This is a genomic window from Stenotrophomonas sp. 05L414_2 (assembly GCF_056397905.1).
Genome location: NZ_JBFTOJ010000012.1, coordinates 1 through 23,524, shown reverse-complemented (window position 1 = coordinate 23,524; position 23,524 = coordinate 1). Strand labels below are relative to the sequence as shown.

Here is a 23,524-nt window from a genome sequence, read left to right as displayed (position 1 = left end):
AAGCTGGCTAGACTGGTGCTCTTTCGTGCATGGACCTGGATGATGCGTATCGCCCCGACCCTGCTGGTGCTCGCCGCCAGTCTACTCTCTGCCCCGGTGGCGATGGCGTTGAACGAGTACGGCATCGAAGGCATGGGCGTGGTCTCCACCCGTGCCGATGAAGGCCGGGCCACGATCAGCGCCGATGGCCAGCGCATCGTCTTCGCCCGCCGTGGCGAGGCCGGCTGGGGGCTGTGGCAGGCGAGCGTGGTCGACGGCCGCTGGCAGCAGGCGCAGGCGTTGCCGCTGGCTGTGTCCGGCGAGGTGCGCGATCCGTATTTCAGCCGCGATGGCCGCTGGCTGCTGTTCGCCGCAGGCCGCGAGGGCCGGTCGGGGCTGTACCGGGCGGCGATCGCCGCCGATGGCAGCGTGGGGGCGCCGCAAGCGCTGGCAGGCGATGGTGTCCGCCATGAAGAGCGCGGGCCGGCATTGAGCGCGGACGGGCGACAGCTGCTGTTTGCCCGCCAGCAGGGCCGTGGTGCCGGCTGGGACCTGTTCGTGGCCTCGTTGGACGCGCAGGGCGTGCGAGGCCCGGCGACGGCATTGCAGGCATTGAACAGCCCCGCCGATGAAACCGATGGCGACTGGCTGGGCAGCGCTGGCGCGGTGGCCTTCAGCCGGGGCAGCGGTGACACCGCGCAGGTCTGGACCAGCGGTTGTGCATGGACGGGCGCTGCGCTGCAGCCGATCGGACTGTCGTTCAACCAGGCCGGCGGCTGGACCGGTGCGCCGGTGGTCGACAACGCCAAGCCGGGCGAAATGATGGTGGCCAGCAGCGCGGCGAAGTCGCCCCGCGCCGGTGGCGTGGATGTATACCGGCTGGCCGTGCCGAAGGTGGCGGCAGTGCCCGCGTGCATGCAGTAGATCCACGCCATGCGTGGATGACGGTTCGGTGGATACCGACCGCCCCCCCCGCTCCGGTAGGTGCCGACCTTGGTCGGCACAGAAACAAAACCGCCAACCAAGGTTGGCGGCTACCAGTAGATCCACGCCATGCGTGGATGGCCCGGGTCCCGGGCCACGGCGCTCAGCGCGACAGCACCTTCGCGCGCTGCTGTTCGTACTCCGCTTCGCTGAGCTGGCCTTTGTCCTTGCGCCGGTTCAGTGCGGCCAGTTCGGCCTGCACGCTTTCCGGCACGGCCTGCTCGCGGGCGACCCGGGCCGCAGCGGAGAGCTGCTCGGGCGGGCGCCGCGCGGCGCGCCAGGCAGCAACGAACACGCCGACGATGATGGCCCCGAACACCAGCGTACCGGTGCCCCAGATCAACCATTGCATCCAACCCATTTCAGGTCCCATCGCGTGTTCCTCCGTCCGTCGTGGGCGCTATTGTCAGCGCTCGCGCAGCCAACGCGCCACCTGCGGCGCGAAATAGGTCAGCACGCCATCGGCGCCGGCACGCTTGAAGCCCAGCAGCGATTCCAGCACGCAGGCGCGCTCGTCCAGCCAGCCGTTGGCGAACGCCGCCTTCATCATCGCGTACTCGCCACTGACCTGGTAAGCGAAGGTCGGAACCCCGAAGGTTTCCTTCACCCGCCGCACCAGGTCCAGGTACGGCATGCCCGGCTTGACCATCACCATGTCCGCGCCCTCCTCCAGGTCCAGCGCGATCTCGCGCATCGCCTCGTCACCGTTGGCCGGGTCCATCTGGTAGGTCTTCTTGTCGGCCTTGCCGAGGCTGGCCGCGCTGCCCACCGCATCGCGGAACGGACCGTAGAACGCCGACGCGTACTTGGCCGAGTAGGCCATGATGCGCACGTTGAGGTGGTGGTCGGCGTCCAGCGCACGACGGATCGCACCGATGCGGCCATCCATCATGTCCGACGGCGAAATGATGTCCGCGCCTGCCTCGGCATGCGACAGCGACTGCTTGACCAGCGCTTCGACGGTGATGTCGTTGAGCACGTAGCCCTTGTCATCGATGATGCCGTCCTGGCCGTGCGTGGTGTACGGATCCAGGGCCACGTCGGTCATCACCCCCAGCTCCGGGAAGCGCGACTTCAGCGCGCGGATCGCACGCTGCGCCAGGCCGTCCTCGGCCCACGCCGCCGAGGCGTCCAGCGACTTCTGCGAGGCATCCAGCACCGGGAACAGGTCGATCACCGGGATGCCCAGTTCCAGCGCCTCCTCGGCAACCTTCAGCAGCTCTTCGATCGACAGCCGCTCCACGCCCGGCATCGACGGCACCGCAACGCGACCGGCCGGTTCGTGCACGAACACCGGATAGATCAGGTCGTCGGTGGTCAGCGTGTTCTCGCGCATCAGGCGGCGCGAGAATTCGTCATGGCGCATGCGCCGCGGGCGGTAATGGGGATGAGGCATGGCAGGCTCCGGGGAGTGGCTATTGCAACAGGTAGCCCTGCGGCAGCAGGGGTGCGGGCAACGGGCGTTCGCCGAGGGCGTCGAGCTGGTCGATCTCGATGGTGCGCACCAGCGCGTCCAGCGGCAGGTCGTTCGGCTCCAGGCCGAACGGGTCTTCCATYTCTTCRCCCAGCTGGTCCAGGCCGAAGAAGGCRTAKGCCAGCACCGCCGACASCACCGGSGTGGCCCAGCCCAGCGAGCTGGCCAGGCCGAACGGCAGCAGCACGCAGAACATCCACGCGCAGCGGTGCAGCAGCAGGGTGTAGGCGAACGGCAGCGGGGTGGTCAGGATGCGTTCGCAGCCAGCCTGGATCGAGGACATCGCGTGCAGGCGCTCTTCCAGCTGGACGTAAAGAATGGAATCGAGCGTGCCGGCGCGACGGGCTTGGGCCAGTTCGGCGGCGATCATCGCCAGCAACGCATCGGGCACGTTCCCGCGCTGGGCGAGCTGCCCGCGCTGTTCCTCGTCCAGCCATGGCACCGCCGCCAGCGCAACGTCGCGGGCGCGCAGGCGCGCGGCCAGTGCATGGGCGAAGGCGGTGGTCAGGTAGCCGAGGCGCTGGCGGCGCGGCGCGTCGTCGGCCAGCAGCACCTGTACCTGCCGCGCCAGCGAGCGCGATTCGAACACCAGTTGGCCCCACAGCTTGCGGCCCTCCCACCAGCGGTCGTAGCAGGCGCTGTTGCGGAAGCTGAGGAAGATCGACAGAACCAGGCCGAGCAGGGTGAACGGGGTGACCGAAACGCGCTCGATGCCGATTGGCGGCGCCAGCTCCACCACCGCGGCGACCGCGATGGACAGGATGAGGATGGCCAGCACCTTCGGCGCGATCGCCGGAACGATGGAGCCACGCAGGATGTACAGCAGTTGCCAGCCGTGGGGGCGGGAACGAATGATCATGGGAGCAGCCGCGCAGGGCGCGGTTCGACAGGCACGCGGGGGGCTCGCGCAGCCGCCCATTCTACTCCCTGCCCGGCCGGCGGCCGTGTCCCTGCGACGCCCGGTCGCACCGGCCCGGCCGGCTCAGATCACGCCGCCGCCCAGCCCCAGGCGCAGGATGCCGACCACCACCACGATGCCGTTCAGGATCAGCCCGGTCCACGCCCGGCCGCGCTTGCTGGGGTGGGTGAACAGGATGCCGAGCGCGGCGATGATCGCGCCGACCGCGGCGAACGGGATCAGGAACCAGTTGCCCCAGCCCAGCAGCGGTATCAACGCCAGGATCATCCACAGCAGCGCCAGCACGCCCCACAACAGACTGATCACACCCATAGCGCCCTCCCGTGGTTGTTCATGCGCCAACCATAGCCGTTCCAGGCAGTGCCGCCTACCGCCGTTGCCGTCAGCCTCACCGGCCCCGTGCTAGCGTGCGGCCATGGGTCGAGCCCCGATGTTGGCGCCGATTCAGAGTGCCCGGCTGATGATCCGAACCAGTCCTACAGGGGTATACGCCATGAACATCCGTTGGGTCGCCTTGGCGGCCATGCTGCTGACCGTTGCCGGTTGCGCCAGTACCTCCAAAGTCATGCTGGGCCGCGCCCGCGCGCCGATCGATCCGTCCCAGGTGCAGATCTATTCGACGCCGCCCGCCGGTTCGCAGGAAATCGCCCAGCTGGAATCGTCTTCGGCGGTGGGCTTCGGCACGCAGGGCCAGACCGATGCCGCTGTGGCTCGCCTCAAGCGCGAAGCGGCTGCACTGGGTGCCAACGGCGTGATCCTGATGGGCGTGGGCAGCAGTGGCTCGCCGGTCGGCATGTCGGTGGGTGCCGGCAGTTACGGTTCGCACGTGGGCGGCGGCGTGGGCATCGGCATACCGACGACGCAGAAGCGCGCCGCCGGCGTGGCGATCTGGGTACCGGATCCGGCGCCGCCGGCACGCCTGCCGACGCAGACGATCACCCCGCAGCGCTGACGTGGCGGTAGTGCCGGCCGCTGGCCGGCAACCGCAGGCAAAGGCAATGCCGGCCAGCGGCCGGCACTACCGGTCAGTTCTTCCTGTATTTCGGGACGAACTGCTGCTGCACGGCTTCGGCCAGCTGGTCCGGCGGCAACAGGCCCTGGTCGAGCAGGAAGTTGTTGAACGCCAAGCGGTCGAACTTCGCGCCCAGTGCCAGCTCGGTCTGCATGCGCAGTTCGAGGATGCGGGTGTAGCCGTAGAAGTAGCTGCCCGCCTGGCCCGGCATGCGCACCATGTAACGGTCCAGTTCCTGGGTGGCCATCGCCTTGGACAGACCCACCTGCTCGATCAGCACGCGCTCGCCGTTGGCACGGTCGGTCAGGCCGAGATTGAGCATCGGGTCCAGCATCGCGCGGGCGGCACGCAGCAGGCGGAACTGCAGCGCGATCATCTGCCCGTCCAGCGGCTCGTACGGCACCATCTCCGCCTCGGCATACAGCGCCCAGCCTTCCACGTTCACCGAATTGAACGCGAACATCGTGCGCGCCAGCGACACGCCACGCTCGACCATCGCGGTGAACTGCAGCTCGTGGCCCGGGCGGCCTTCATGCGCGCTCAGCGTCCAGGCCGCCGAACCGAAGTTGAAGTCGTCGTACTGCGCACCCGCACCGGCGGCCGGGTTGCCCAGCGGCAGCACGAAGGTGCCCTGCTGCCCGGTGTTGTTGACCAGCGGCGCAGGCAGGAAGTGCGGTGCCGGGCTGGCAGCGCTTTCGGCAGCCGAGCCCAAGCGCATCTGCATCGCGCGCTGCGGCACGTCGACGATGCGGTGTTCTCGGATCAACGGATCGATGGCATCGATCACCTTGCGGTAGTGGCCTTCAAGCTGGTCATCGGCAATCTTCTCGCCCTTCAGCGCACGGATCACCGCCACCGGGTCGCTCGGATCACTGACCTTCAGGCCCTTCTCTTTCACCACCAGCGGCGCCAGCTGGCRCATCGCCGAGCGGGTTTCCATGAACTCCAGCTGCGCGCGCTGCATCAGCAGCTTCGGGTCGATATCAATGCCGACCTGCTTGAGCTGGTAGGCGTACAGCGGAGCCGGCAGGCGCGCATCGGCACGTGCCTTCGGCAGCACCTCCTTGCGGGTCCATGCGGCGTAGTCCTTCATCTGTGCGGCAAGCGCCTTCATCGCCTCGTCGGCACCAGTGACCTGGTACTTCTTCAGCAACGACTCGATGCCGGTGATGTAGGTCTCGACGTTGTCCAGCGACTGCTGCACTTCGATCTTCGTCGGCTGCAGCAGCGTGCTGTCCTTCAACCGCTCTTCGTAACGCTGGCGGGCCAGCGTGGTGAACGCGGTGCCGCCCGGCTGCAGGCCCGCATACGCCTTGAGGCGATCGACCGCCTTGGCCCGGCGCTCGGCCGGCACCTGGTCGGACAGCAGCAGGTTGAGGCCGCTGAACACGCTCTGCGGCGCATCACGCCACGGCAGCAGGTACTTCTGGTTGAGCTCGCTGCCTTCGATGCTCTGATTGGCGGCGGCGATCATGATCTCCAGGTCCTGGCGGACGTTGGGATCCTTCTCGCTGGCCAGCTTGGCCTTCAGTTCGTCGCGGGCCTTGGCCATCGCGGCGCGGTAGCGCTGGTCGTTGTCCGGGCCGAGGTCGGCGACCTTGTCGTCATAGCCGGGCACGCCGAAGAAGCCGGTCTCCTCGGGCTGGAACGGCCCCTGCGCATCCAGCAGGATCTGCGCCAGTGCATTGCTGCGCGCGACCCAGGCCGGGCTGGCCGGCGTGGAGGCCTTGGCGGCCGGTGCGGCCAGGGCCGGTGGGGCCGACAGCAGCGGGGCGGCGGTCAGGGCCAGGGCGATGGCAAGCGCGATCGGCTTCATGGAGCACTCCAGGACAGGGTTGCCCGCACCCTACGCGCTCACGGCGGTGGCGACAATCGGCCGGAGGTCACGCCATCTACAACGCTGCCGTCAGCGCGCATTCGCCACGATCGCGACAGGCCTGCAGTTCGCATTCGCCGGCCGCCTCGGCATCATCCAGCGCGCTCAGGTCGAAGGTCTGCTTGTCTTCGGCCAGCACGTACATCACCGGGTAATCCCACACGTCGTCGCTGCGGGTGCCCTTCACGAACAGGCGGCCGTGCGCATGCGGCCCTTCCAGCGCCACGGTCAGGCCAACGTCGCGCTCGCCGTTGATGGCGGTCTGCATGCTGCCCAGCGGCAGCGTGCCGGCCTGCAGCGGTTCCCCGAACACCTGCACCAGTTCGACGCTGCAGCCGGCGCGGCGCATGGCCTCGCGCATCGGCGCACTGTCGTGCGCGGCCTCGGTCCAGCGCAGCAGGCTCCAGGCGATGGCGCCGCCCAGTGCGGCCAGGAACAGCAGCACCGCCAACGGCATCGCCCAACGCCAATGCCGGCACCACCAGCCGGAAGCCAGGGTGGAGGGCGCAGGAATCGGCGGCGGCAGGGTCATGGGCGGGCTCCTTCCCGGATGATGATCAAGGTTTCAGGCAACGCCCCAGGAAAGCTTCGGCAACGCGGTAGCGATGCAGTGCGTCGGCACCGGACAGGCCGTGCTTGGCACCGGGGTAGGTCATCAGTTCAAACGGCTGGCCGCGCTTCTGCAGCGCGCTCATCAGGCTGGTCGAATTGGTGAACAGCACGTTGTCGTCGGCCATGCCGTGGATCAGCAGCAGCGGCGAGCGCAGGCCCTCGATGTGGGTCAGCACGCGTGCTTCGCGGTAACCGGCGTCGTTGCGCGACGGCAGGTCCATGTAGCGCTCGGTGTAGTGGCTGTCGTACAGGCCCCAATCGGTGACCGGTGCGCCGGCCACGCCACAGGCGTAGCTGTCCGACGCCTTGGCCAGCAGCATCAGGGTCATGTAGCCGCCGTTGGACCAGCCCTGCACGCCGATGCGCGCCGGGTCCACCCACGGCTGCTGCTTCAGCCAGGCCACGCCGCGCAGCTGGTCGGCCACTTCCACCGTGCCCTGCTTGCCATACAGCGCGCCACCGAAGTCACGGCCGCGGCGCGGGGTACCGCGGTTGTCCAGCGAAAACACCACATAGCCCTGCTGGGCCAGGTACTGGTTGAACAGATGGTCGCCACGGCCAGGCCAGCTGTCGGTGACGGTCTGGCTGGCCGGGCCGCCATACACGTACACCGCCACCGGGTAGCGCTTGGCCGGATCAAAGCCTGCCGGCTTGATCACGCTGTAGTTCAGCGGCGTCCTGCCGTCGGCCGCGGTGAGCGTGCCGAATTCGACCGGGCGCTGCGCGTCGCGGTAGCGTGCATACGGATGCTTGGGATCGGCCAGATCGTTCTCGACCAGGGTGGCGATCTTCTCGCCACTGGCGCGGAACAGTTCGATCTGCGGCGGCGTGCTGTTGTTGGACCAGCTGTCCACGTACACGCTGGCGTTGCGCGCGAAGCTGGCGCTGTGCATGCCTGGCGCCTTCGACAGGCGCTGCGGCTGGCCCCCCTGCAGCGGGACGGCGTAGATCTGGCTTTCGCGCGCCGATTCGATGCCGGCACGGAAGTACGCCAGGCCGGCCTTTTCATCGACCGCCAGCAGTTCATCCACCGACCAGTTGCCGTGGGTCAGCGCGGTGGCCTTGCCCTTGCTGTCGATGCGGTACAGATGCTGGAAGCCGGTGCGCTCGGACGACCACAGCACGCTGCCGTCATCGAGGAAACGCAGGCTGTTGTGCAGCGGCACCCAGGTCGGGCTGGTCTCGTGGGCCAGCACGCGCTGCTGGTTCGAGGCCAGGGTGACTTCCACCAGGTCGAGCTTCTTCTGGTCGCGCGACTGGCGCTGGAAGCTCAGGTGCTGCGGATCGCGCCAATCGACGCGGGCCAGGTAGATGTCCTGTTCCTTGCCAAGGTCGATCCACTGCGTCTGCGCATGTTCGGCCGGCGAGATCACGCCCAGCTTCACCTGCACGTTGGCATCGCCGGCGGCCGGGTAGCGCTGTTCGATCACATCGGTGCGGTCGGCATAGACCTCGTAACGCTTCTGCACCGGCACCGGGCTTTCATCGATGCGGGCGTAGGCGATGGCCGAATCGTCGGGTGCCCACCAGTAACCGGTATGGCGATCCATCTCTTCGTCGGCGACGAATTCGGCGATACCGTTGCCGATGGTCGTGCTGCCATCACCGGTCAGCTGCATCTGCTTTCCGCTGGCCAGGTCGATCACCCACAGGTTGCGGCCGCGGATGAAGCTGACGAAGCCGCCCTTGGGCGACAGCTTGGCGTCGGTGGCAAAGCCTTCGCCGTGGGTCAGCTGGCGCACCGCAGCCTTGCCTTCCTGCTTGAGGTCGTACAGGTACAGCTCGCCGCCCAGCGGGAACAGCAGGCGCTGCGCGTCCGGCGACCACTGGTAGTCGACGATGCCGGTCATGGCGGCGATGCGCTGGCGCTCGCGGCGGGCCTTTTCCTCGTCGCTGAGGGTTTCGGTGCCGGGCAGCACCACCTTCGAATCCACCAGCAGGCGGGTCTGGCCGCTGCCGATGTCATAGCTCCACAGGTCCAGCTGGTTGCGGTCGCTGTCCTTGCCGCGCAGGAAGGTCACGCGCGAACCATCCGGCGCCACCTTCGGCTTCATCAGGGTCGGGCCGGACAACGGCAGCGGACCGGTGATGGCTTCCAGGGTGAGTTTTTCAGCGTGGGCGACGGTACTGGTGGCAAGCATGAGGGCGAGCGAGGCGAACAGATGGCGCATGGAGGGTCCCGGCAAACGGCAGGTCCGCCACCGCGACAGGCGCGGGACGGTCAGCGTCCATCCTAACCAAGGCGGTGCAGGAAGACAGCATGACCTTCTGCCCATGGCAGGGACCGAGCAAAGCACATCCGCCGGGCATGGCCCGGCGCTACCGTTGGCGGGCTGGGTAGCGCAGGGTCATGCCCGGCGAGCGCAGCGGCCTGCGCTGAATCCTCAGCGCTTGCCGAACAGGTGCCTGCGCTCTTCGTCGCTGAGCGGCTTGCCCGCGTCCGGGTTGACCTGCTGGCGCAGCGCATAGGCGCGCTGGGTCGCCGGGCGGGCGGCGATGGCCTGGTGCCAGCGCTTGAGGTTCGGGAACGCGTCGAAGTCCGCCGGCAGCTTGTCGTAGGCGCCAACCCACGGGTAGCTGGCCATGTCGGCGATGGTGTACTCCTCGCCGGCCAGGAAGGCGTGCTCGGCCAGGCGCTTGTCCATCACCCCGTGCAGGCGGCGCACTTCATTGTCGTAGCGCTCGATCGCGTACGGGATCTTCTCCGGCGCGTATACATTGAAGTGGCCCATCTGCCCACTCATCGGGCCCAGCCCGGCCATCTGCCAGAACAGCCATTCCAAGGTGGTGACGCGGCCACGTGGGTCGGCTGGCAGGAAGCGGCCGGTCTTCTCGGCCAGGTACAGCAGGATCGCACCGGACTCGAACACGCTCTGCGGGGCACCGCCGTCGGCCGGGGCGTGGTCGACGATGGCCGGCATCTTGTTGTTGGGGGAAATGGCCAGGAATTCCGGCTTGAACTGGTCGCCCGAACCGATGTTGACCGGATGGATGCGGTACTCCAGGCCGGCTTCTTCCAGCAGCAGGGTCACTTTGTGGCCGTTCGGGGTAGGCCAGTAATACAGGTCGATCATGGCGGCGGCTCTGGGGTACGGAAAGGAACCTGAAGTCTAGTGCGTGCGTTGGCTTGGCACCGTCATGGCGGGCCGGTAACCTCGCCTCTCCCCCGAAACGCAGCATCCTCCGCATGAGTGCAAACCGTCCGCCGCTCTCCCCGCTGTCCACCCTGATCTTCGCCTCGCGCTGGCTGCAGCTGCCGCTGTACCTGGGTTTGATCGTTGCCCAGYGCGTCTATGTGTTCCTGTTCGGCAAGGAACTGTGGCACCTGATCTCGCACTCGGTGTCGATGGGCGAGCAGCAGATCATGCTGATCGTGCTGGGCCTGATCGACGTGGTGATGATCTCCAACCTGCTGGTGATGGTGATCGTCGGCGGCTATGAAACCTTCGTCTCGCGCCTGCGCCTGGAAGGCCACCCGGACCAGCCGGAATGGCTGAGCCACGTCAACGCCAGCGTGCTGAAGGTGAAGCTGGCGATGGCGATCATCGGCATCTCCTCGATCCATCTGTTGAAGACGTTCATCGCCACCGGCGCGCTGGGCGGTATCCCGCTGTGCACCCCGGAGCAGATGAGCGTGGCTGCCGCCAACATCGGCGTAGCGCGCTGCTCGATGCTGACGGCCGAYGGCGTCCTCTGGCAGACCATCATCCACTGCGTGTTCATCCTGTCGGCCATCGGCATCGCGTGGACCGACAAGCTGATGTCCGGCAGCCACGACAAGGCTGAGAGCCACGGCAAGTCTGCCGTCCATTGATCCCAATCCCGGTGGCGGTCCCTGTGCCGCCACCGGCCCGCTACGCCTGCCCTTGTGCGCAGGTGAGGCCGGGATGCTAGATTGCACCCTCGCTACAGGCGACGGTGACGCTGGGAAACGTCCCCCGCCACGCCCGGACCTTGCGTCCCGGCCATGCGTATCTACGTTTTTCGTAACGTCGTCTTCTTAGAGGGGAGCAGGATGTCGCACGTCGCAATGATCGCTGCCGCGCGCCGGTGGTTGCCGGTCGCTCTGGCTTTGGCCCTGGCTGCCTGCTCGGGCAAGGATGAAACACCGGCTCCGGCCGCGCAGGGCGCCGCCGCTCCCGCCGCTGCAGCACCAGCCGCACCGGCAGTGGCCGCCAAGGTGCAGTCGATGGGTACCGAGCAGCTGCGCGAATCGGCCAGCCAGGCACTGCGCGAGAACCGCATGTACGCCCCGGCCGGCGACAATGCCATCGAGTACTACCTGGCACTGCGCGACAAGACGCCGGACGATGCCTCGGTGAAGAGCGCGCTGACCGATCTTCTGCCCTACACCCTGATCGCCGCCGAGCAGCATCTGGGCCGCGAGGATTTCACTGAAGCGCAGCGGCTGGTCGCCCTGATCGAAAAGGTCGATGCCTCGGCCCCGGCCCTGCCGCGCCTGAAGGAAGGCCTGACCAAGGGCGTGCAGGTTGCCGCCAAGCGCACCGAAGACGAGACCGAGAAGGTCAAGRAGGACGCTGAAGACCGCACCAAGCAGCTGGCCGAGCAGCAGCGCCTGACCGAACAGCGTGCCAAGGAAGCCGAAGCGGCCAAGCAGATTGCTGCGCAGCAGGACGTTGCCCGCCGTGACAGCGAGCGCCAGGAAGCCGAGCGCCAGGCTGCCGCGCGTCGCGATGCCGAGCAGAAGCAGCAGCAGGCCGCTGCGCAGCAGGCCAACGCCGCCCGCCAGGCCGCGACCGCCGCTGCGCCAAGCCTGCGCCCGGTCAGCACGCCAGCCCCGCGTTACCCGGCCGAAGCACTGCGTTCGGGTACCTCCGGCGAAGTCCTGGTGGAGATCACCGTCGGCACCGACGGCTCGGTGACCAATGCGCGCGTACTGCGCGCCACGCCATCGCGTGTCTTTGATCGCGAAGCCCTCAACGCGGTCAAGCGCTGGCGCTTCGAACCGGTCACGGCCCCGGTCACCACCCGCCGCACGCTGGTGTTCGCACCGGGCGGCTGATGCCCAAGGCGGTAGCGCCGGGCCGCGCCCGGCGGTTCTGGAGCAAGGCCCGGCATGTCCGGGCCTTGTGCGTTTCAGGCTGCGCTGTCGATCAACCGTTGCAGCGCAGGATCACGCGCCGTCAGCACCTGGAACAGGCCCAGCGCGTGCAGCCCGGGCAGCAGGCCGCGCAGATCAGCTTCGGCGGCGGCACGGAGGTCGGCATCACGGGCCGGGTCCTGCCACTCCCGCACGGTGGCGAGAAAGGCGCCGACGCTGCCCTTGCGTACGGTGAGGCCGTTCACCTGCACCTCGTTCTGGTGGTCGGGAAGGATGTCGTGCGGCTGCATGGCGYGCTCCTGGGAGGTGGACGCCCAGTGTCGACGCTCGCCACCGACCGTTCTGCCGTATAACTGCCAATCGATATGGCAGAACAGACACTCCAGACACCACTGATCGATCCTGCATTGGCCGATGCCAGTGAGGGGCCGGCCCTGCTCGGCACGCAGCTGGCGATGCCGGGTTCACGGCGCACCGCCCGCCACCAGCACGCGCGCGGGCAACTGCTGGGCGCCCACACCGGCCTGTTGCGGATCGAGGTGGGCGACACCCACTGGCTGCTTCCGGCCGGGCACGTGGCGTGGCTTCCGCCGCAGCACCCGCATGCGCTTTCCAGCATCGGCAGCTTCGATGGTTGGAGCCTGTACTTCAGCAAGGCGGCCTGCGCGGACCTGCCCACCGCACCGCGCATCTTCCAGCCCAGCGACCTGCTGCAGGTGGCAGTGCCGCGGGCACTGCACTGGTGCGGGCAGGCGTTGGATGCGCGGCAACAGCGCTTGGCCGGGGTGATCGCCGATGAGATCGCTGCAGGCACGCCGTTGCCACTTGCGCTGCAGCAACCCAGCGACCGCCGCCTGCGCCGCATCGCCGCCGCCCTGGCACGTGTGCCACATGACACCCGCACCGTCGAGGACTGGGCAGCCGCCAGCGGCCTGTCCAGTCGCAGCCTCGCCCGCCGCTGGCAGGCCGAAACGAACATGACCCTGACCCGCTGGCGGCAGCGCCTGCGCGTGCTGCTGGCCCTGCCGCGATTGCTGGCCGGTGAATCCGTCACCACCGTGGCGCTGTCATTGGGCTACGACACGCCCAGCGCCTTCATCGCGGTATTCAAGCGCGAGATGGGAGTGACGCCGGCGCGGTATGCAGACGGAAACGCTTCACAGCGCTGAAATGCACGAGGCCCGGCATGACCGGGCCTCGTGCCACATCCGCCGGGCATGGCCCGGCGCTACCGGTTCCACTCAGCCGGAAATCGCCAGCCGCTCGTTGTGGTAGCGGCGAACGGCGGCGAACCACAGCACGGCGGCCAGCGCCAGGCTGGCGCCGAGGTAGATCGCCCAGATGGTCGGGCTGATCACCTCGTGGCGGATCACCTTCAGCAGCATCTGGTTCTGCGACAGGAACGGCACCGCGTACTGCCACAGCTCGCTCTTCACCGGGTAAGCCATCAGCGCGTAGCCGGGCAGCATCGGCAGCAGCACCAGCCAGGTCATGTGGCTCTGCGCTTCCTTCATGCTCTTGGCCGCGGCCGAGAGGAAGGTCAGCAACGAGGTGCCGATCAGCAGCATCGGCACCATCACCAGCAGCATCTGCAGCATCGAGCCGATGTTCATGTTGAGCTGCCGGCCGACGTTGCCGGGCGCGATCTGTGCGCTGGCCTTGAACGCGATCAAGGTCAGCAGCAACGAGGCGAAGCCGACCACGCAGGCGGCGGCGATCTTGCCGCTGACGATGGCACTGCGCGAACCCGGGGTCGCCAGTAACGGCTCCAGCGATTGCCGTTCGCGYTCGCCGGCGGTGGCATCCATCACCAGGTAGGCGCCACCGATGAACGAGGTCAGCGTCAGCAGCACCGGCAGCAGCATCGACAGCATCATGCCGCGCTTGGCCTCGGCACTGGCCATGTCCTGGGTGGCCACATCCAGCGGTCGTGCAACCTGTGCGTCGACGCCACGCGCCATCAGCCGCAGCGCACCAACCTGACCGTTGTAGGTTGCCAGGGCCGCCTGCAGGCGTGCACTGGGCACTTCGGCGGCGCGACGGGTGCTGTCACGGATCACTTCCACCAGCGCGGGTTTGCCATCGGCCCAGTCCTTGCCGAACTCGGGGCTGATGCGCAGGGCGACGTCGATCTCCTGCGAGCGGATCGCTTCGGCCAGATCCTTCGGTGCCGGCGCGGCGTTCAATCCCTGCGCCGCCAGGAAGCGCACCAGGTTCGGCGCATTCTCCGCACCGATGGTCGGGATCTGCAGCGGCTGTTCGATCTGGATCCGCACGCGGCTTTCAGCCAGCTTGCCCATGCCCAGGATCAGCAGCGGGTACAGCACGGGGCCGAACAGCAGGGTCAGCAGCAGTGTGYGGCGGTCACGCGAGAGGTCGCGCAGTTCCTTGCGCATCACCGTCATCAGGGTCGACATCATGCTCATGCGTGCAGGCCCTCTTCGCTGCCGATCAGTTTCACGAACGCATCTTCCAGGTTGGGCTCGCCGGACTGCGCGCGCAGTTCATCGGCACTGCCGGCGGCCATCACCGTACCCTTGGCGATGATCACGATGTGGTCACACAGCGCACCGACCTCCTGCATGATGTGGCTGGACAGGATCACGCAGCGCCCTTCCTCGCGCAGGCCCAGCAGGAAGCGGCGCAGCGCGCGGGTGGTCATCACGTCCAGGCCGTTGGTGGGTTCATCAAGGATCACGTTGCGCGGGTCGTGCACCAATGCGCGGGCAATGGCGGTCTTGGTGCGCTGGCCCTGTGAGAAGCCATCGGTCTGCCGATCGAGGATGTCGGCCATGTCCAGCGCATGCGACAGCACCTCGATGCGTTCGCGGATGCGCGACGCCGACAGGCCATGCAGCTCGCCGAAGTAGGCGATGTTCTCGCGTGCGGTCAGCCGCTTGTAGACGCCACGTGCATCCGGCAGCACGCCGAGGTGGCGACGCACTTCCACCGGATCGCGGGCCGCGTCGATGCCATCGACGGTGATGCTGCCTTCATCGGGCGTCATCAGCGTGTACAGCATGCGCATGGTGGTGGTCTTGCCGGCGCCGTTCGGCCCGAGCAGGCCGGTGATGCGGCCATCCTCGGCGCGGAAGCCGACATCGGCCACCGCCTGGATGCGACCGGTGCGGGTATTGAAGGCCTTGTGCAGGTTGTCGGCGACGATCATGGGGCCCATCCGTTGAACGAGGTGAACGCCGGCACGTAGCTCAGCGTGTCCAGGCAGCTGGCATCCAGCGCCTTGGCATCGGTGGTGTCGATGAACTGGCCGAGCAGGCGTGGCATGCAGCCGGCGGTGAGGGTGCCGTGGCCTTGGCCGCGGGCAACCAGCGCGCGTCCCTTCGGCAGGCCCTTGAGCACCTGCTCGGCGTAACGCGGCGGCGTCACCGGGTCCAGTTCGCCGGACAGCAGCAGCACTGGCAGGTCGCTGTGCAGCGGCACTGCCGCAGCCGCCGCAGCCGGTTGGTGCGGCCACACCGGGCAGGCGGCGAAGAACGCGCGCGCCACTTCCGGGCCGACCAGGCTGTCGCTGCTTTCGACCGGCGCCTGGTAGCGCGGAGCGTCTTCGCTGCAGATCACCGACCACTGCATGCCGCGGTTGATCTGGAAATCCATGCTGCGGGTCGCACCGCGCGCCAGCGACGCCAGTGGTGCATAGCGACCCTGTGCCGCTTCATCCAGCACCAGCGGCAACAGCGAGGAGTACTGCGGTACGTAGGAGAAGGCGAACGCCAGGCCGACCACGCTGTCCGGGGTCAGCACGTCCTGCCGCGGTGCGTTGGTGCCGGGGTCGCGGTAGTCGACCGTGACCGGCGCGCGGCGCAGGGTTTCCACCACGCTGCGCAGCTGCGCACGGGTGTCGACCGGGAAGCGCTTGCTGCAGACAGCATCCTTGCGGCACTGCTCGGACTGCAGGGTGATCGCGTTGTCGAAGGTCGTGGCGAAATCGCCGCCGACCACCAGCTCGTTCGGTACCACGCCATCGATCACGATGCTGCGGGTGTGCTGCGGGTACGCGGCCGCGTAGCGCTGGGCAACGCGGGTGCCGTACGAGCCACCGACCAGGTTCAGCGTGTTGGCGCCCAGCGCCTGGCGTACCGCGTCCAGATCGGCGATGGCTTCGGCGGTGGTATAGAAGCGCGGATCGGCACGGCCCTTCAGCGACGCAGCGCAGCGCTCCGCGTACTCGCGCAGCAGCGCCTCGCTGGGCGCAGCGTCTTCATCCATCGGCAGCTCCTTGCCGTCCGCGCCCAGGCAGCTGAGCGGATTGGAGCCGCCGGTACCGCGCTGGTCGATCAGGAAAATGTCGCGCTGCTTGCGCACCTGGCGCAGTGCCGTATCGACGATGACGGCCACCTCGCTGGCCGCCTGGCCAGGCCCGCCGGCCAGGAAGAACACCGGGTCCGGCAGGCCCGAACCGCTGTTGCCCGACTCCAGCCAGGCCACGCGCAGATCGATCCTGCGGCCATCCGGCCTGCTCCGGTCTTCGGGCACCTGGAACGTCGCGCACTGCGCCTCGACGTTGGCATTGGCGCCTTCGGTGGCCAGCGTGCAGGGGCGGAAATCGATCTGGCCGTAGCGGCGGCTGGGTGTATCGCCCGCGCCGTCGGACCCTGCCTGCGGCGGTGCACTGCAGCCGGCAATCAGCATGCTGGCCAGCAACCCGGCCCGCGCGAAATGGTGTCTTTGCATCGTGCGTGATTCCCCTGGGGATATTCCTGTCCACCACGACGGTGTGCCGCGGCAGATGTGACCAATCGAATGTGACCCAACTTACACGCGCCGGACGCTGGCGGCGACAGGCGGATGTCCTGGGCCGGCGTCGGCACGGCCACCAGACGGTTGCGACCCTCGGCCTTTGCCCGGTACAGGGCGGTATCGGCCAGCGCGATCAGGTGGCGGAAAATGGCGAGCAGGCGGCCCGTGGCGCCGGCAGAATGCGCGCAGAACCAGGAGACACTCCATGCATCCGTGGCAACTCAGTGGCATCGACCACCAGCCGTTCGAGACGCTTTTCGAATCCAGCGATGATGCGCTGGCCGCGCGGGGAATCGTGCGCCGGCGCGCCGGCGACAGCGGCGGCTACCCCTGCAGGGTCAGCCTGACCGACGCGCCTGCCGGTGCAGAACTGCTTCTGCTGCCCTACACACACCTGGCCACGCATTCGCCATACCGCGCCTCGGGCCCGATCTTCGTGCAGCGCGGTGCAACCCGCTGCGTGCTGCCAGCAGGCGTGGTACCTGCCTACGTGCAGCGGCGGCTGATCTCGGTGCGCGCCTATGACAGCGCGGACTTCATGCTGAGCGGCCTGGTCTGCCAGGGCACCGAGGTTGCCACGCACCTGGACCGGCTGTTCGCCGATACAACGGTGGCCTTTGTGCAGCTGCACAACGCAGGACATGGATGCTTTTCGTGCCAGGTGGATCGGGTCGGCCACCCGCGGCAATGACGTTGCACGGGAACGTGATCGTCGCCGCGCCGCAGGCGTGACCGCCAGCGTGTTCGTTCAGTGTGGCGTGAAGCCTGCGGGAAGGGCTTCACACACGTAGTCACGGATCGGCATTGACGTGGTTTCCCACTGCGTGTTGCAGCTCGATACTCGCGACGGTACCGCTCATCGTCCGTCGCGCGATACGGCGTGGGTGCTGCGGTCACCGCTCCCTTCGACGACCACAAGGATGCGCCATGTCTCTGCGATACACCCCATTGCTGTTGGCCACCGTCTTCGTTGGCGTCGGTGTTGGCGTTGCCGGCAACGCCGCTGCACACGGCACGATGATCACCCCGGTCAGCCGCGTCTATGCCTGCTTCCAGGGCAACCCGGAGAACCCCACCAACCCGGCCTGCGCGGCCGCCAAGGCAGTGGCCGGCTCGCAGGCGTTCTACGACTGGAACGGCATCAACCAGGCCAACGCCAACGGCAACCACCAGGCCGTGGTGCCCGACGGCAAGCTGTGCAGCGGCAACAACCCGACCTTCCGCGGCCTGGACCTGGAGCGCAGCGACTGGCAGACCACACCGATCCAGCCCGATGCGAACGGCAGGTTCACCTTCGTGTTCAAGGCGACCGCCCCGCACGCTACGCGCGACTGGAAGTTCTTCGTCACCCGCGCCGGCTGGCAACCGGGCAGCCCGCTGCGCTGGGCCGACCTGCAGGAATTCTGCTCGCTGGGCAACACGCCGCTGTCGGCCGATGGCACCTACAAGCTGCAGTGCACGCTGCCGCAGCGCAGCGGCCAGCATGTGATCTACAACACCTGGCAGCGCGCCGATTCCACCGAAGCGTTCTATACCTGCATGGACGTGCGCTTTGAAGGCGGCGGCGGTACCACGCCGGTGCCGCAGTGGCAGGATGCCGGGCCGGTGACTGCACGTACCGAGCTGCCGGTGGGCACCACCCTGGCGCTGCGTGTGTTCAATGCCAACGGCAACGACGTGGAACGCGTGGAAGCCACCTTGGCCGCAGGCCAGAACACGCCGGCGCAGTGGCCGTTGGCGCTTGCGCGCAAGGTCAACGCCAGTGCCCAGCATGCGCGCGTCGGCGTACTCAGCAACGGCGCGATCACGCCCACTGCCTCGGCCACCGACAACCGCGTGTACCTGAAGGATGGCAATCGCTTCCAGCTGGACACCAAGGTGCCAGATCCGGGTACACCGTCACCCGGCGGTGATTTCGACCATGTGTATCCGGCCGGTATCGGCAGCTACGTGCCCGGGCAGACCGTGGTGAAGAGCAGCGACGGCAAGCTGTACGCCTGCCGCCCGTTCCCGGAAGGCGCGTGGTGCAACRTCAATGCCGAGGCGTACCGGCCGGGTGTGGGTTCGGCCTGGCGCGATGCCTGGGTGCCGTACTGAGTGACTGAGTGACTGAGCGGGGGCGGCGCGCGTGTGCCGCCCCGCTTCTGCAATGGGGCAGAGGCAGGCCTGCGGGTCCGGCTTGAAGTGTTAACCCGTTCGCGCAGGCACTGCACATCCCGTCGCAGCCTGCAGCTTTTCGGAATCGTTGAATGGTTGGCGCTGTGCATCGTGTGGAGACTCGCTGGACCTTCCACCGTCCACAGGACCCCATCATGCAACCGCTCAATCGACTTGCTCTCGCGGTGGCTGCCATCGCCAGCCTGGGCGCCTCTGCCAGCGCGCTGGCACACGGCACCATGTCCAAACCCACCAGCCGGGTGTACGCCTGCTACCAGGGCAATCCAGAGCAGCCGACCAACCCCGCCTGTGCTGCGGCCAAGGACATCGGCGGCGCACAGCCCTTCTACGACTGGGCCGGCATCAACCAGGCCAATGCCAATGGCAACCACCAGGCAGTCGTTCCCGACGGCGAGCTGTGCAGCGGTGGCAACAGCAAGTACCGCGGCCTGGATCTGGACCGGTCCGATTGGTCGACCACGCCGATCCGCGCCGATGGCAACGGCCGTTACACCTTTGAATTTCTTGCTTCTGCCCCGCATGCCACCCGCGAATGGAAGTTCTACGTCACCCGCGATGGCTGGCAGCCGGGCAGCCCGCTGCGCTGGGCCGACCTGCAGGAGTTCTGCACGCTGGGCGACGTCCCGTTGTCCGCGGGCGGTGTCTACAAGCTGGACTGCCCACTGCCCCAGCGCAGCGGCCAGCACCTGATCTACAACACCTGGCAGCGCTCGGATTCGGCCGAGGCCTTCTATACCTGCATGGACGTGCGTTTCGAGGGAGGCGGTGGCGTCGAGCCGCCACCGCAATGGCAGGATGCCGGTCCGGTCACCGCCCGCGGCGCGCTGGAAGTGGGCACCACCCTGACCCTGCGCGTGTTCAACGCCCAAGGCAACGATCTGGAGCGCCCGGAGATCACCCTGGCCGCCGGCCAGACTGCGGCGAACCAGTGGCCGCTGGCTCTGGCCCATGCGGTCAACGCCAGTGCACAGCAGGCGCGCGTTGGTGTGATGGACAATGGTGTGATCAGGCCGATCGCCTCGGCCACCGAGAACCGCGTCTATCTGAAGCCGGGTCATCGGTTCCAGCTCGACACGCGCGTTCCGGATCCGGTCGATCCTGTGGATCCACCGCCGGGTGGCGACTACGACTTCGTGTACCCGGCCGGACTTGGCAGCTACAAGCCCGGCGAGACCGTGGTGAAGGGCACCGACGGCAAGCTGTACGCCTGCCGCCCGTTCCCGGAAGGCGCGTGGTGCAACGTCAACGCCGAGGCCTACCGGCCGGGCGTGGGTTCGGCCTGGCGCGATGCGTGGGTGCCGTACTGACCGGGTAGGAGCCGGAGGCAGCCGCTGGCTGCCTCCACTGATCACCGCGGCCTGCACTCGCAACGGCCATCCAGAGGGCAGAAGCAGATGAACTACCTGAAATGGGATCTTGGAATCCTGCAGGCGGGTGACGTGATTGAAATCACTCTGACCCGCGCCGCCAACGTGCGCTTGATGACACCAAGCAATCTGGCCAGTTACCGGAATGGGCGAAGGCATCAGTTCCACGGCGGGCTGGTCAGCACGTCACCCTTCCACCTCACGGTGCCCTCTTCGGGCCCATGGCATCTGACCATAGACATGGCCGGACTGGCGGGCAGCACCCAAGCCTCGGTGCAGGTGCTGCCGCGCCCCTTGCCACCTGCCTGATCCCGGCGGCAGCGGTCTTATTTGCTGCTGACGTACTTCTCGCGGCGGATCTGCGGATTACCCAGGCCCGCCGCCTTCAGCGCTTCGGCGCAGGCGTCGACCATGTCCGGGTTGCCGCACAGGTAGGCGATGTCGGTGGCCGGGTCCGGCGTGAACGCCGCCAGCGCCTGCTGCACATAGCCATGGTGTACGTCCGGGTGCGGCTCGGCCGGCAGTTCCCGCGACAGGCAAGGCACATAACGGAAGTTCGGGTGCTTTTCGGCGAAGCTGTAGAAGTCTTCGCTGTACAGCAGTTCCCCCGGGCTGCGTGCGCCCTGCAACAGGACCACCTGCACGCCACGCTCGGCCATCGCCGTTGCCAGCAACGGCAGCATCGAGCGGTACGGGGTGACGCCGGTACCGGTGGCGATCAGCAGGTAGCGGCCGTTGTGGTCGCCCGGGTTCAGGCAGAACCGACCGTAGGGACCGGACGCGCTGACCTGGCCGCCGATGTCCAGCGCCTCGAACAGCGCCGTGGCGGCGCCACCGGGTACGAAGCTGACCGCGATATCCACCGCCTCGCCTGGCCCCAGCGCGTGGTCGTGGATGGTCGCCAGCGAATAGCTGCGCTTGGTTTCGGTGCCATCGGCGTAGCTGAAATGGACCTGGATGAACTGGCCGGGCTGGAAATCCAGCGGCTGGCCGTCGTCACGCACGAACTGGTAATGGCCGATGGAGGGCGCCAGCATGCGGCGGTCGACCAGTTTGATGGGGAATTGGACAGGCACGACTTTTCGGGACAGTGTGTAGCCGGGGCAAGCCCTCGGGGTCTTCTATAATAGACCTTCCCCGCCCCTCTCCAGCGCCAGCCCATGGGCGCGAAGGCATCGAGCTTGGCTTCCCTGAACGATACGGCGCCCGCCCTGCGCGTGCGCGACCTGCGTAAAACCTATGACAACGGCACCCAGGCCCTGAAAGGGGTCTCGCTGGAAGTGGCCCCGGGCGACTTCTTCGCCCTGCTGGGCCCGAACGGTGCCGGCAAGTCCACCCTGATCGGCATCATCAGTTCCCTGGTCAACCTCAGCGAGGGCCAGGTGGAAGTGTTCGGCAGCGACCTGGTGCGCAACCGCAGCGCGACCATGCGCCTGATCGGACTCGTGCCGCAGGAGATCAACTTCAACCTGTTTGAAAAGCCCTTCGACATCCTGGTGAACTACGCCGGCTTCTACGGCGTGCCGCGCGCCGAAGCCGAGCAGATGGCCGAAGTCGAGCTCAAGCGCGCCCACCTGTGGGAGAAGGCGCAGGTGATGAGCCGCACCCTGTCCGGCGGCATGAAGCGCCGGCTGATGATCGCCCGCGCGATGATGACCCGGCCGCGCCTGCTGATCCTGGACGAACCGACCGCTGGCGTGGACATCGAGATCCGCCGCGACATGTGGCGGGTGCTGAAGGAGATCAACGCCGCCGGCACCACGATCATCCTCACCACCCACTACCTGGAAGAGGCCGAGCACCTGTGCCGCAACCTGGCCATCATCGACCACGGCCAGATCGTCACCCAGGGCCCGATGCGCGAACTGCTGGCCAAGCTTGACGTGGAAGGCTTCCTGCTGGACATCGACGGCACCCTGCCCGCCCAGTTGCCGGTGATCGAGGGGGCAACCCTGACCGCCACCGACGGCCATACGCTGGACATCGACATGCCACGTGCGATGGACCTCAACCGCGTGTTCGAGGCACTGAACGCGGCGGGCATCCGCGTGCGCTCGATGCGTACCAAGAGCAACCGCCTGGAGGAACTGTTCGTGCGCCTCACCGGCAACCAGGAGACGTCCGCATGAGCAGCACCCCGACCCCGGTCCTGACCGACGGCCAGCGCAACCGCATCGCACTGATGACCATCGTGCGCCGCGAAGTCGCCCGCATCATGCGCATCTGGGGCCAGACCCTGGTACCGCCGGCGATCACCATGACCCTGTACTTCCTGATCTTCGGCGGCCTGATCGGTTCGCGCGTGGGTGACATGGGCGGCTACACCTACATGCAGTTCATCGTGCCGGGCCTGGTGATGATGAGCGTGATCCAGAACAGCTACGGCAACATCAGCTCCTCGTTCTTCGGCGCCAAGTTCGGCCGCCACGTGGAAGAGCTGCTGGTCAGCCCGATGCCGAACTGGGTGATCCTGTGGGGCTACGTGGCCGGTGCGGTGCTGCGTGGCCTGATGGTGGGCGTGATCGTGCTGATCATCGCGATGTTCTTCACTCCGGTGCGCATCCCGCATCCGCTGGTGACGCTGACCACGGTGATCCTGGGCGCGACGATCTTCTCGCTGGCCGGCTTCATCAACGCGGTGTATGCGAAGAAGTTCGATGACGTGGCGATCGTGCCGACCTTCATCCTGACTCCGCTGACCTACCTGGGCGGCGTGTTCTATTCGGTGAAGCTGCTGCCGCCATGGGCGGAGGCGGCCACGCACGCGAACCCGATCTTCTACATGGTCAACGCGTTCCGCTATGGCCTGCTGGGCAGCAGCGATGTGCCGGTGGTGGTGGCGTATGCGCTGATGATCGGTTTCGTGGTGGTGCTGACGGCGCTGGCGCTGTGGTTGTTGCGCCGTGGCGTGGGAATGCGCAGCTGAGGATGTTCTGCAGGGCCTGCGACCCTGCACCCGCACTGGTAGTGCCGGCCGCTGGCCGGCAACAGCAACAGCAACAGCAACGTCAACGTCAACGTCAAAAACGAGATATCCGTGGGATGGCGGGATGGTGTCGGGTTGCGGGGACGCCGCAAGTACRTCCKTGTAGGCTTGGCCGCGCCATCCATGGCGCGGACACCCCGCAACCCGACACCACCCCGCCTTCGACAGTTTTCCGCTGCTGTCGGAACGGCGTCCGTGCTGCTGTTGGTGGGTGTCGACCCTGGTCGACACAGTAGATCCACGCCATGCGTGGATGAAACATTCGCGATGGGGCCGAGCATCTGCTCGGCTCTTTTCGTTTGTGAGCTGATGGATAT

The 23,524-nt window shown here is 67.4% G+C and carries 24 protein-coding genes; 11 read left to right on the top strand and 13 right to left on the bottom strand.

What is annotated here, in order from left to right:
• Positions 1-39 precede the first annotated feature (39 nt).
• Positions 40-903: a hypothetical protein gene (locus AC1DJN_RS03125; RefSeq protein ID WP_312963132.1), complete on the top strand. Its 864-nt coding sequence runs from the start codon at positions 40-42 to the stop codon at positions 901-903.
• 163 nt (positions 904-1,066) lie between these two features.
• Here AC1DJN_RS03125 and AC1DJN_RS03120 read toward each other — a convergent pair whose 3' ends face one another.
• From AC1DJN_RS03120 to AC1DJN_RS03105, 4 genes are all read right to left on the bottom strand, one after another.
• Complete coding sequence (locus tag AC1DJN_RS03120; protein ID WP_312963134.1) at positions 1,067-1,336, bottom strand: gas vesicle protein GvpG; 270 nt, start codon at positions 1,334-1,336, stop codon at positions 1,067-1,069.
• 33 nt (positions 1,337-1,369) lie between these two features.
• Positions 1,370-2,359 carry a porphobilinogen synthase gene (gene hemB / locus AC1DJN_RS03115; RefSeq protein WP_025877543.1) on the bottom strand — a complete coding sequence of 330 codons (990 nt, stop codon included), beginning with the start codon at positions 2,357-2,359 and terminating at the stop codon, positions 1,370-1,372.
• A 19-nt stretch (positions 2,360-2,378) separates the two neighbouring features.
• Positions 2,379-3,296, bottom strand: coding sequence for a bestrophin family protein (locus AC1DJN_RS03110; RefSeq protein ID WP_478038836.1), 918 nt, complete (start codon positions 3,294-3,296; stop codon positions 2,379-2,381).
• A gap of 123 nt (positions 3,297-3,419) precedes the next feature.
• Positions 3,420-3,668: a hypothetical protein gene (locus tag AC1DJN_RS03105; protein ID WP_032952021.1), complete on the bottom strand. Its 249-nt coding sequence runs from the start codon at positions 3,666-3,668 to the stop codon at positions 3,420-3,422.
• 181 nt (positions 3,669-3,849) lie between these two features.
• On the opposite strand from AC1DJN_RS03105, the gene AC1DJN_RS03100 reads away from it, so the two are divergent.
• A complete protein-coding gene (locus AC1DJN_RS03100; protein ID WP_025877548.1) occupies positions 3,850-4,308 on the top strand; it encodes a hypothetical protein in 459 nt (152 codons plus the stop codon).
• A 73-nt stretch (positions 4,309-4,381) separates the two neighbouring features.
• Here the strand turns inward: AC1DJN_RS03100 and AC1DJN_RS03095 are convergent, their stop codons facing one another.
• The 4 genes from AC1DJN_RS03095 to AC1DJN_RS03080 form a co-directional block, all read right to left on the bottom strand.
• Complete coding sequence (locus tag AC1DJN_RS03095) at positions 4,382-6,184, bottom strand: DUF885 domain-containing protein (RefSeq protein WP_478038833.1); 1,803 nt, start codon at positions 6,182-6,184, stop codon at positions 4,382-4,384.
• 76 nt (positions 6,185-6,260) lie between these two features.
• The gene (locus tag AC1DJN_RS03090; protein ID WP_032976843.1) at positions 6,261-6,776 is read right to left on the bottom strand and encodes a cytochrome c oxidase assembly factor Coa1 family protein; all 516 of its coding nucleotides are present in this window, start codon (positions 6,774-6,776) and stop codon (positions 6,261-6,263) included.
• Between the two features lie 25 nt (positions 6,777-6,801).
• On the bottom strand, positions 6,802-9,027 hold the full coding sequence (locus AC1DJN_RS03085) for a S9 family peptidase (RefSeq protein ID WP_442251313.1): 2,226 nt from the start codon (positions 9,025-9,027) through the stop codon (positions 6,802-6,804).
• Positions 9,028-9,240: 213 nt separating this feature from the next.
• Entirely contained in the window at positions 9,241-9,930 is a 690-nt protein-coding gene (locus AC1DJN_RS03080; RefSeq protein WP_033832494.1) for a glutathione binding-like protein, read from the bottom strand.
• Between the two features lie 113 nt (positions 9,931-10,043).
• On the opposite strand from AC1DJN_RS03080, the gene AC1DJN_RS03075 reads away from it, so the two are divergent.
• Positions 10,044-10,670, top strand: a complete 627-nt coding sequence (locus tag AC1DJN_RS03075) for a TIGR00645 family protein (protein WP_478038831.1) — start codon at positions 10,044-10,046, stop codon at positions 10,668-10,670.
• Between the two features lie 201 nt (positions 10,671-10,871).
• Positions 10,872-11,879, top strand: coding sequence for an energy transducer TonB (locus AC1DJN_RS03070; protein ID WP_478038829.1), 1,008 nt, complete (start codon positions 10,872-10,874; stop codon positions 11,877-11,879).
• 74 nt (positions 11,880-11,953) lie between these two features.
• Here AC1DJN_RS03070 and AC1DJN_RS03065 read toward each other — a convergent pair whose 3' ends face one another.
• Positions 11,954-12,208, bottom strand: coding sequence for a hypothetical protein (locus tag AC1DJN_RS03065; RefSeq protein ID WP_105164841.1), 255 nt, complete (start codon positions 12,206-12,208; stop codon positions 11,954-11,956).
• Positions 12,209-12,283: 75 nt separating this feature from the next.
• Between AC1DJN_RS03065 and AC1DJN_RS03060 the strand changes: the two genes are divergently transcribed.
• Complete coding sequence (locus tag AC1DJN_RS03060) at positions 12,284-13,087, top strand: AraC family transcriptional regulator (RefSeq protein ID WP_442251312.1); 804 nt, start codon at positions 12,284-12,286, stop codon at positions 13,085-13,087.
• A 72-nt stretch (positions 13,088-13,159) separates the two neighbouring features.
• Here the strand turns inward: AC1DJN_RS03060 and AC1DJN_RS03055 are convergent, their stop codons facing one another.
• Genes AC1DJN_RS03055 through AC1DJN_RS03045 form a run of 3 tightly spaced genes read right to left on the bottom strand, consistent with a single transcriptional unit; the run spans position 13,160 to position 16,610 of the window.
• Positions 13,160-14,344 (bottom strand): ABC transporter permease, encoded by a 1,185-nt coding sequence (locus AC1DJN_RS03055; RefSeq protein ID WP_478038826.1) that lies wholly within the window; start codon positions 14,342-14,344, stop codon positions 13,160-13,162.
• Positions 14,341-15,087: an ABC transporter ATP-binding protein gene (locus AC1DJN_RS03050; RefSeq protein ID WP_025877565.1), complete on the bottom strand. Its 747-nt coding sequence runs from the start codon at positions 15,085-15,087 to the stop codon at positions 14,341-14,343. Before AC1DJN_RS03050 ends, AC1DJN_RS03055 begins: the two co-directional genes overlap by 4 nt.
• Positions 15,084-16,610 (bottom strand): alpha/beta hydrolase, encoded by a 1,527-nt coding sequence (locus AC1DJN_RS03045; RefSeq protein ID WP_032976837.1) that lies wholly within the window; start codon positions 16,608-16,610, stop codon positions 15,084-15,086. The genes AC1DJN_RS03050 and AC1DJN_RS03045 overlap by 4 nt, the downstream gene beginning before the upstream one ends.
• 271 nt (positions 16,611-16,881) lie before the next feature.
• On the opposite strand from AC1DJN_RS03045, the gene AC1DJN_RS03040 reads away from it, so the two are divergent.
• The 4 genes from AC1DJN_RS03040 to AC1DJN_RS03025 all read left to right on the top strand — a co-directional run bounded on the left by AC1DJN_RS03040 (position 16,882) and on the right by AC1DJN_RS03025 (position 20,530).
• Positions 16,882-17,367: a DUF1203 domain-containing protein gene (locus tag AC1DJN_RS03040; RefSeq protein ID WP_312965074.1), complete on the top strand. Its 486-nt coding sequence runs from the start codon at positions 16,882-16,884 to the stop codon at positions 17,365-17,367.
• A gap of 236 nt (positions 17,368-17,603) precedes the next feature.
• Positions 17,604-18,773, top strand: a complete 1,170-nt coding sequence (locus AC1DJN_RS03035; RefSeq protein WP_478038824.1) for a lytic polysaccharide monooxygenase — start codon at positions 17,604-17,606, stop codon at positions 18,771-18,773.
• Positions 18,774-18,988: 215 nt separating this feature from the next.
• Positions 18,989-20,161: a lytic polysaccharide monooxygenase gene (locus AC1DJN_RS03030; RefSeq protein ID WP_280884149.1), complete on the top strand. Its 1,173-nt coding sequence runs from the start codon at positions 18,989-18,991 to the stop codon at positions 20,159-20,161.
• An 87-nt stretch (positions 20,162-20,248) separates the two neighbouring features.
• Positions 20,249-20,530 (top strand): DUF1883 domain-containing protein, encoded by a 282-nt coding sequence (locus tag AC1DJN_RS03025; RefSeq protein WP_025877572.1) that lies wholly within the window; start codon positions 20,249-20,251, stop codon positions 20,528-20,530.
• Positions 20,531-20,547: 17 nt separating this feature from the next.
• Here the strand turns inward: AC1DJN_RS03025 and AC1DJN_RS03020 are convergent, their stop codons facing one another.
• Positions 20,548-21,297 carry a ferredoxin--NADP reductase gene (locus AC1DJN_RS03020; RefSeq protein WP_080149594.1) on the bottom strand — a complete coding sequence of 250 codons (750 nt, stop codon included), beginning with the start codon at positions 21,295-21,297 and terminating at the stop codon, positions 20,548-20,550.
• Between the two features lie 84 nt (positions 21,298-21,381).
• Here AC1DJN_RS03020 and AC1DJN_RS03015 point away from each other — a divergent pair, with 84 nt between their 5' ends.
• Positions 21,382-22,350 carry an ABC transporter ATP-binding protein gene (locus AC1DJN_RS03015; protein WP_051501690.1) on the top strand — a complete coding sequence of 323 codons (969 nt, stop codon included), beginning with the start codon at positions 21,382-21,384 and terminating at the stop codon, positions 22,348-22,350.
• Positions 22,347-23,147, top strand: coding sequence for an ABC transporter permease (locus AC1DJN_RS03010; protein WP_088101854.1), 801 nt, complete (start codon positions 22,347-22,349; stop codon positions 23,145-23,147). Before AC1DJN_RS03015 ends, AC1DJN_RS03010 begins: the two co-directional genes overlap by 4 nt.
• Positions 23,148-23,524: the final 377 nt, after the last annotated feature.

What these genes read in the sequence shown, in the direction of transcription:
- AC1DJN_RS03125 (WP_312963132.1), top strand. Translation starts at nt 40, where the DNA reads ATGATGCGTATCGCCCCGACCCTGCTGGTGCTCGCCGCCAGTCTACTC.
- AC1DJN_RS03120 (WP_312963134.1), bottom strand. Translation starts at nt 1,336, where the DNA reads ATGGGACCTGAAATGGGTTGGATGCAATGGTTGATCTGGGGCACCGGT.
- hemB (WP_025877543.1), bottom strand. Translation starts at nt 2,359, where the DNA reads ATGCCTCATCCCCATTACCGCCCGCGGCGCATGCGCCATGACGAATTC.
- AC1DJN_RS03105 (WP_032952021.1), bottom strand. Translation starts at nt 3,668, where the DNA reads ATGGGTGTGATCAGTCTGTTGTGGGGCGTGCTGGCGCTGCTGTGGATG.
- AC1DJN_RS03100 (WP_025877548.1), top strand. Translation starts at nt 3,850, where the DNA reads ATGAACATCCGTTGGGTCGCCTTGGCGGCCATGCTGCTGACCGTTGCC.
- AC1DJN_RS03090 (WP_032976843.1), bottom strand. Translation starts at nt 6,776, where the DNA reads ATGACCCTGCCGCCGCCGATTCCTGCGCCCTCCACCCTGGCTTCCGGC.
- AC1DJN_RS03085 (WP_442251313.1), bottom strand. Translation starts at nt 9,027, where the DNA reads ATGCGCCATCTGTTCGCCTCGCTCGCCCTCATGCTTGCCACCAGTACC.
- AC1DJN_RS03080 (WP_033832494.1), bottom strand. Translation starts at nt 9,930, where the DNA reads ATGATCGACCTGTATTACTGGCCTACCCCGAACGGCCACAAAGTGACC.
- AC1DJN_RS03065 (WP_105164841.1), bottom strand. Translation starts at nt 12,208, where the DNA reads ATGCAGCCGCACGACATCCTTCCCGACCACCAGAACGAGGTGCAGGTG.
- AC1DJN_RS03060 (WP_442251312.1), top strand. Translation starts at nt 12,284, where the DNA reads ATGGCAGAACAGACACTCCAGACACCACTGATCGATCCTGCATTGGCC.
- AC1DJN_RS03050 (WP_025877565.1), bottom strand. Translation starts at nt 15,087, where the DNA reads ATGATCGTCGCCGACAACCTGCACAAGGCCTTCAATACCCGCACCGGT.
- AC1DJN_RS03045 (WP_032976837.1), bottom strand. Translation starts at nt 16,610, where the DNA reads ATGCAAAGACACCATTTCGCGCGGGCCGGGTTGCTGGCCAGCATGCTG.
- AC1DJN_RS03040 (WP_312965074.1), top strand. Translation starts at nt 16,882, where the DNA reads ATGCATCCGTGGCAACTCAGTGGCATCGACCACCAGCCGTTCGAGACG.
- AC1DJN_RS03030 (WP_280884149.1), top strand. Translation starts at nt 18,989, where the DNA reads ATGCAACCGCTCAATCGACTTGCTCTCGCGGTGGCTGCCATCGCCAGC.
- AC1DJN_RS03025 (WP_025877572.1), top strand. Translation starts at nt 20,249, where the DNA reads ATGAACTACCTGAAATGGGATCTTGGAATCCTGCAGGCGGGTGACGTG.
- AC1DJN_RS03015 (WP_051501690.1), top strand. Translation starts at nt 21,382, where the DNA reads ATGGGCGCGAAGGCATCGAGCTTGGCTTCCCTGAACGATACGGCGCCC.
- AC1DJN_RS03010 (WP_088101854.1), top strand. Translation starts at nt 22,347, where the DNA reads ATGAGCAGCACCCCGACCCCGGTCCTGACCGACGGCCAGCGCAACCGC.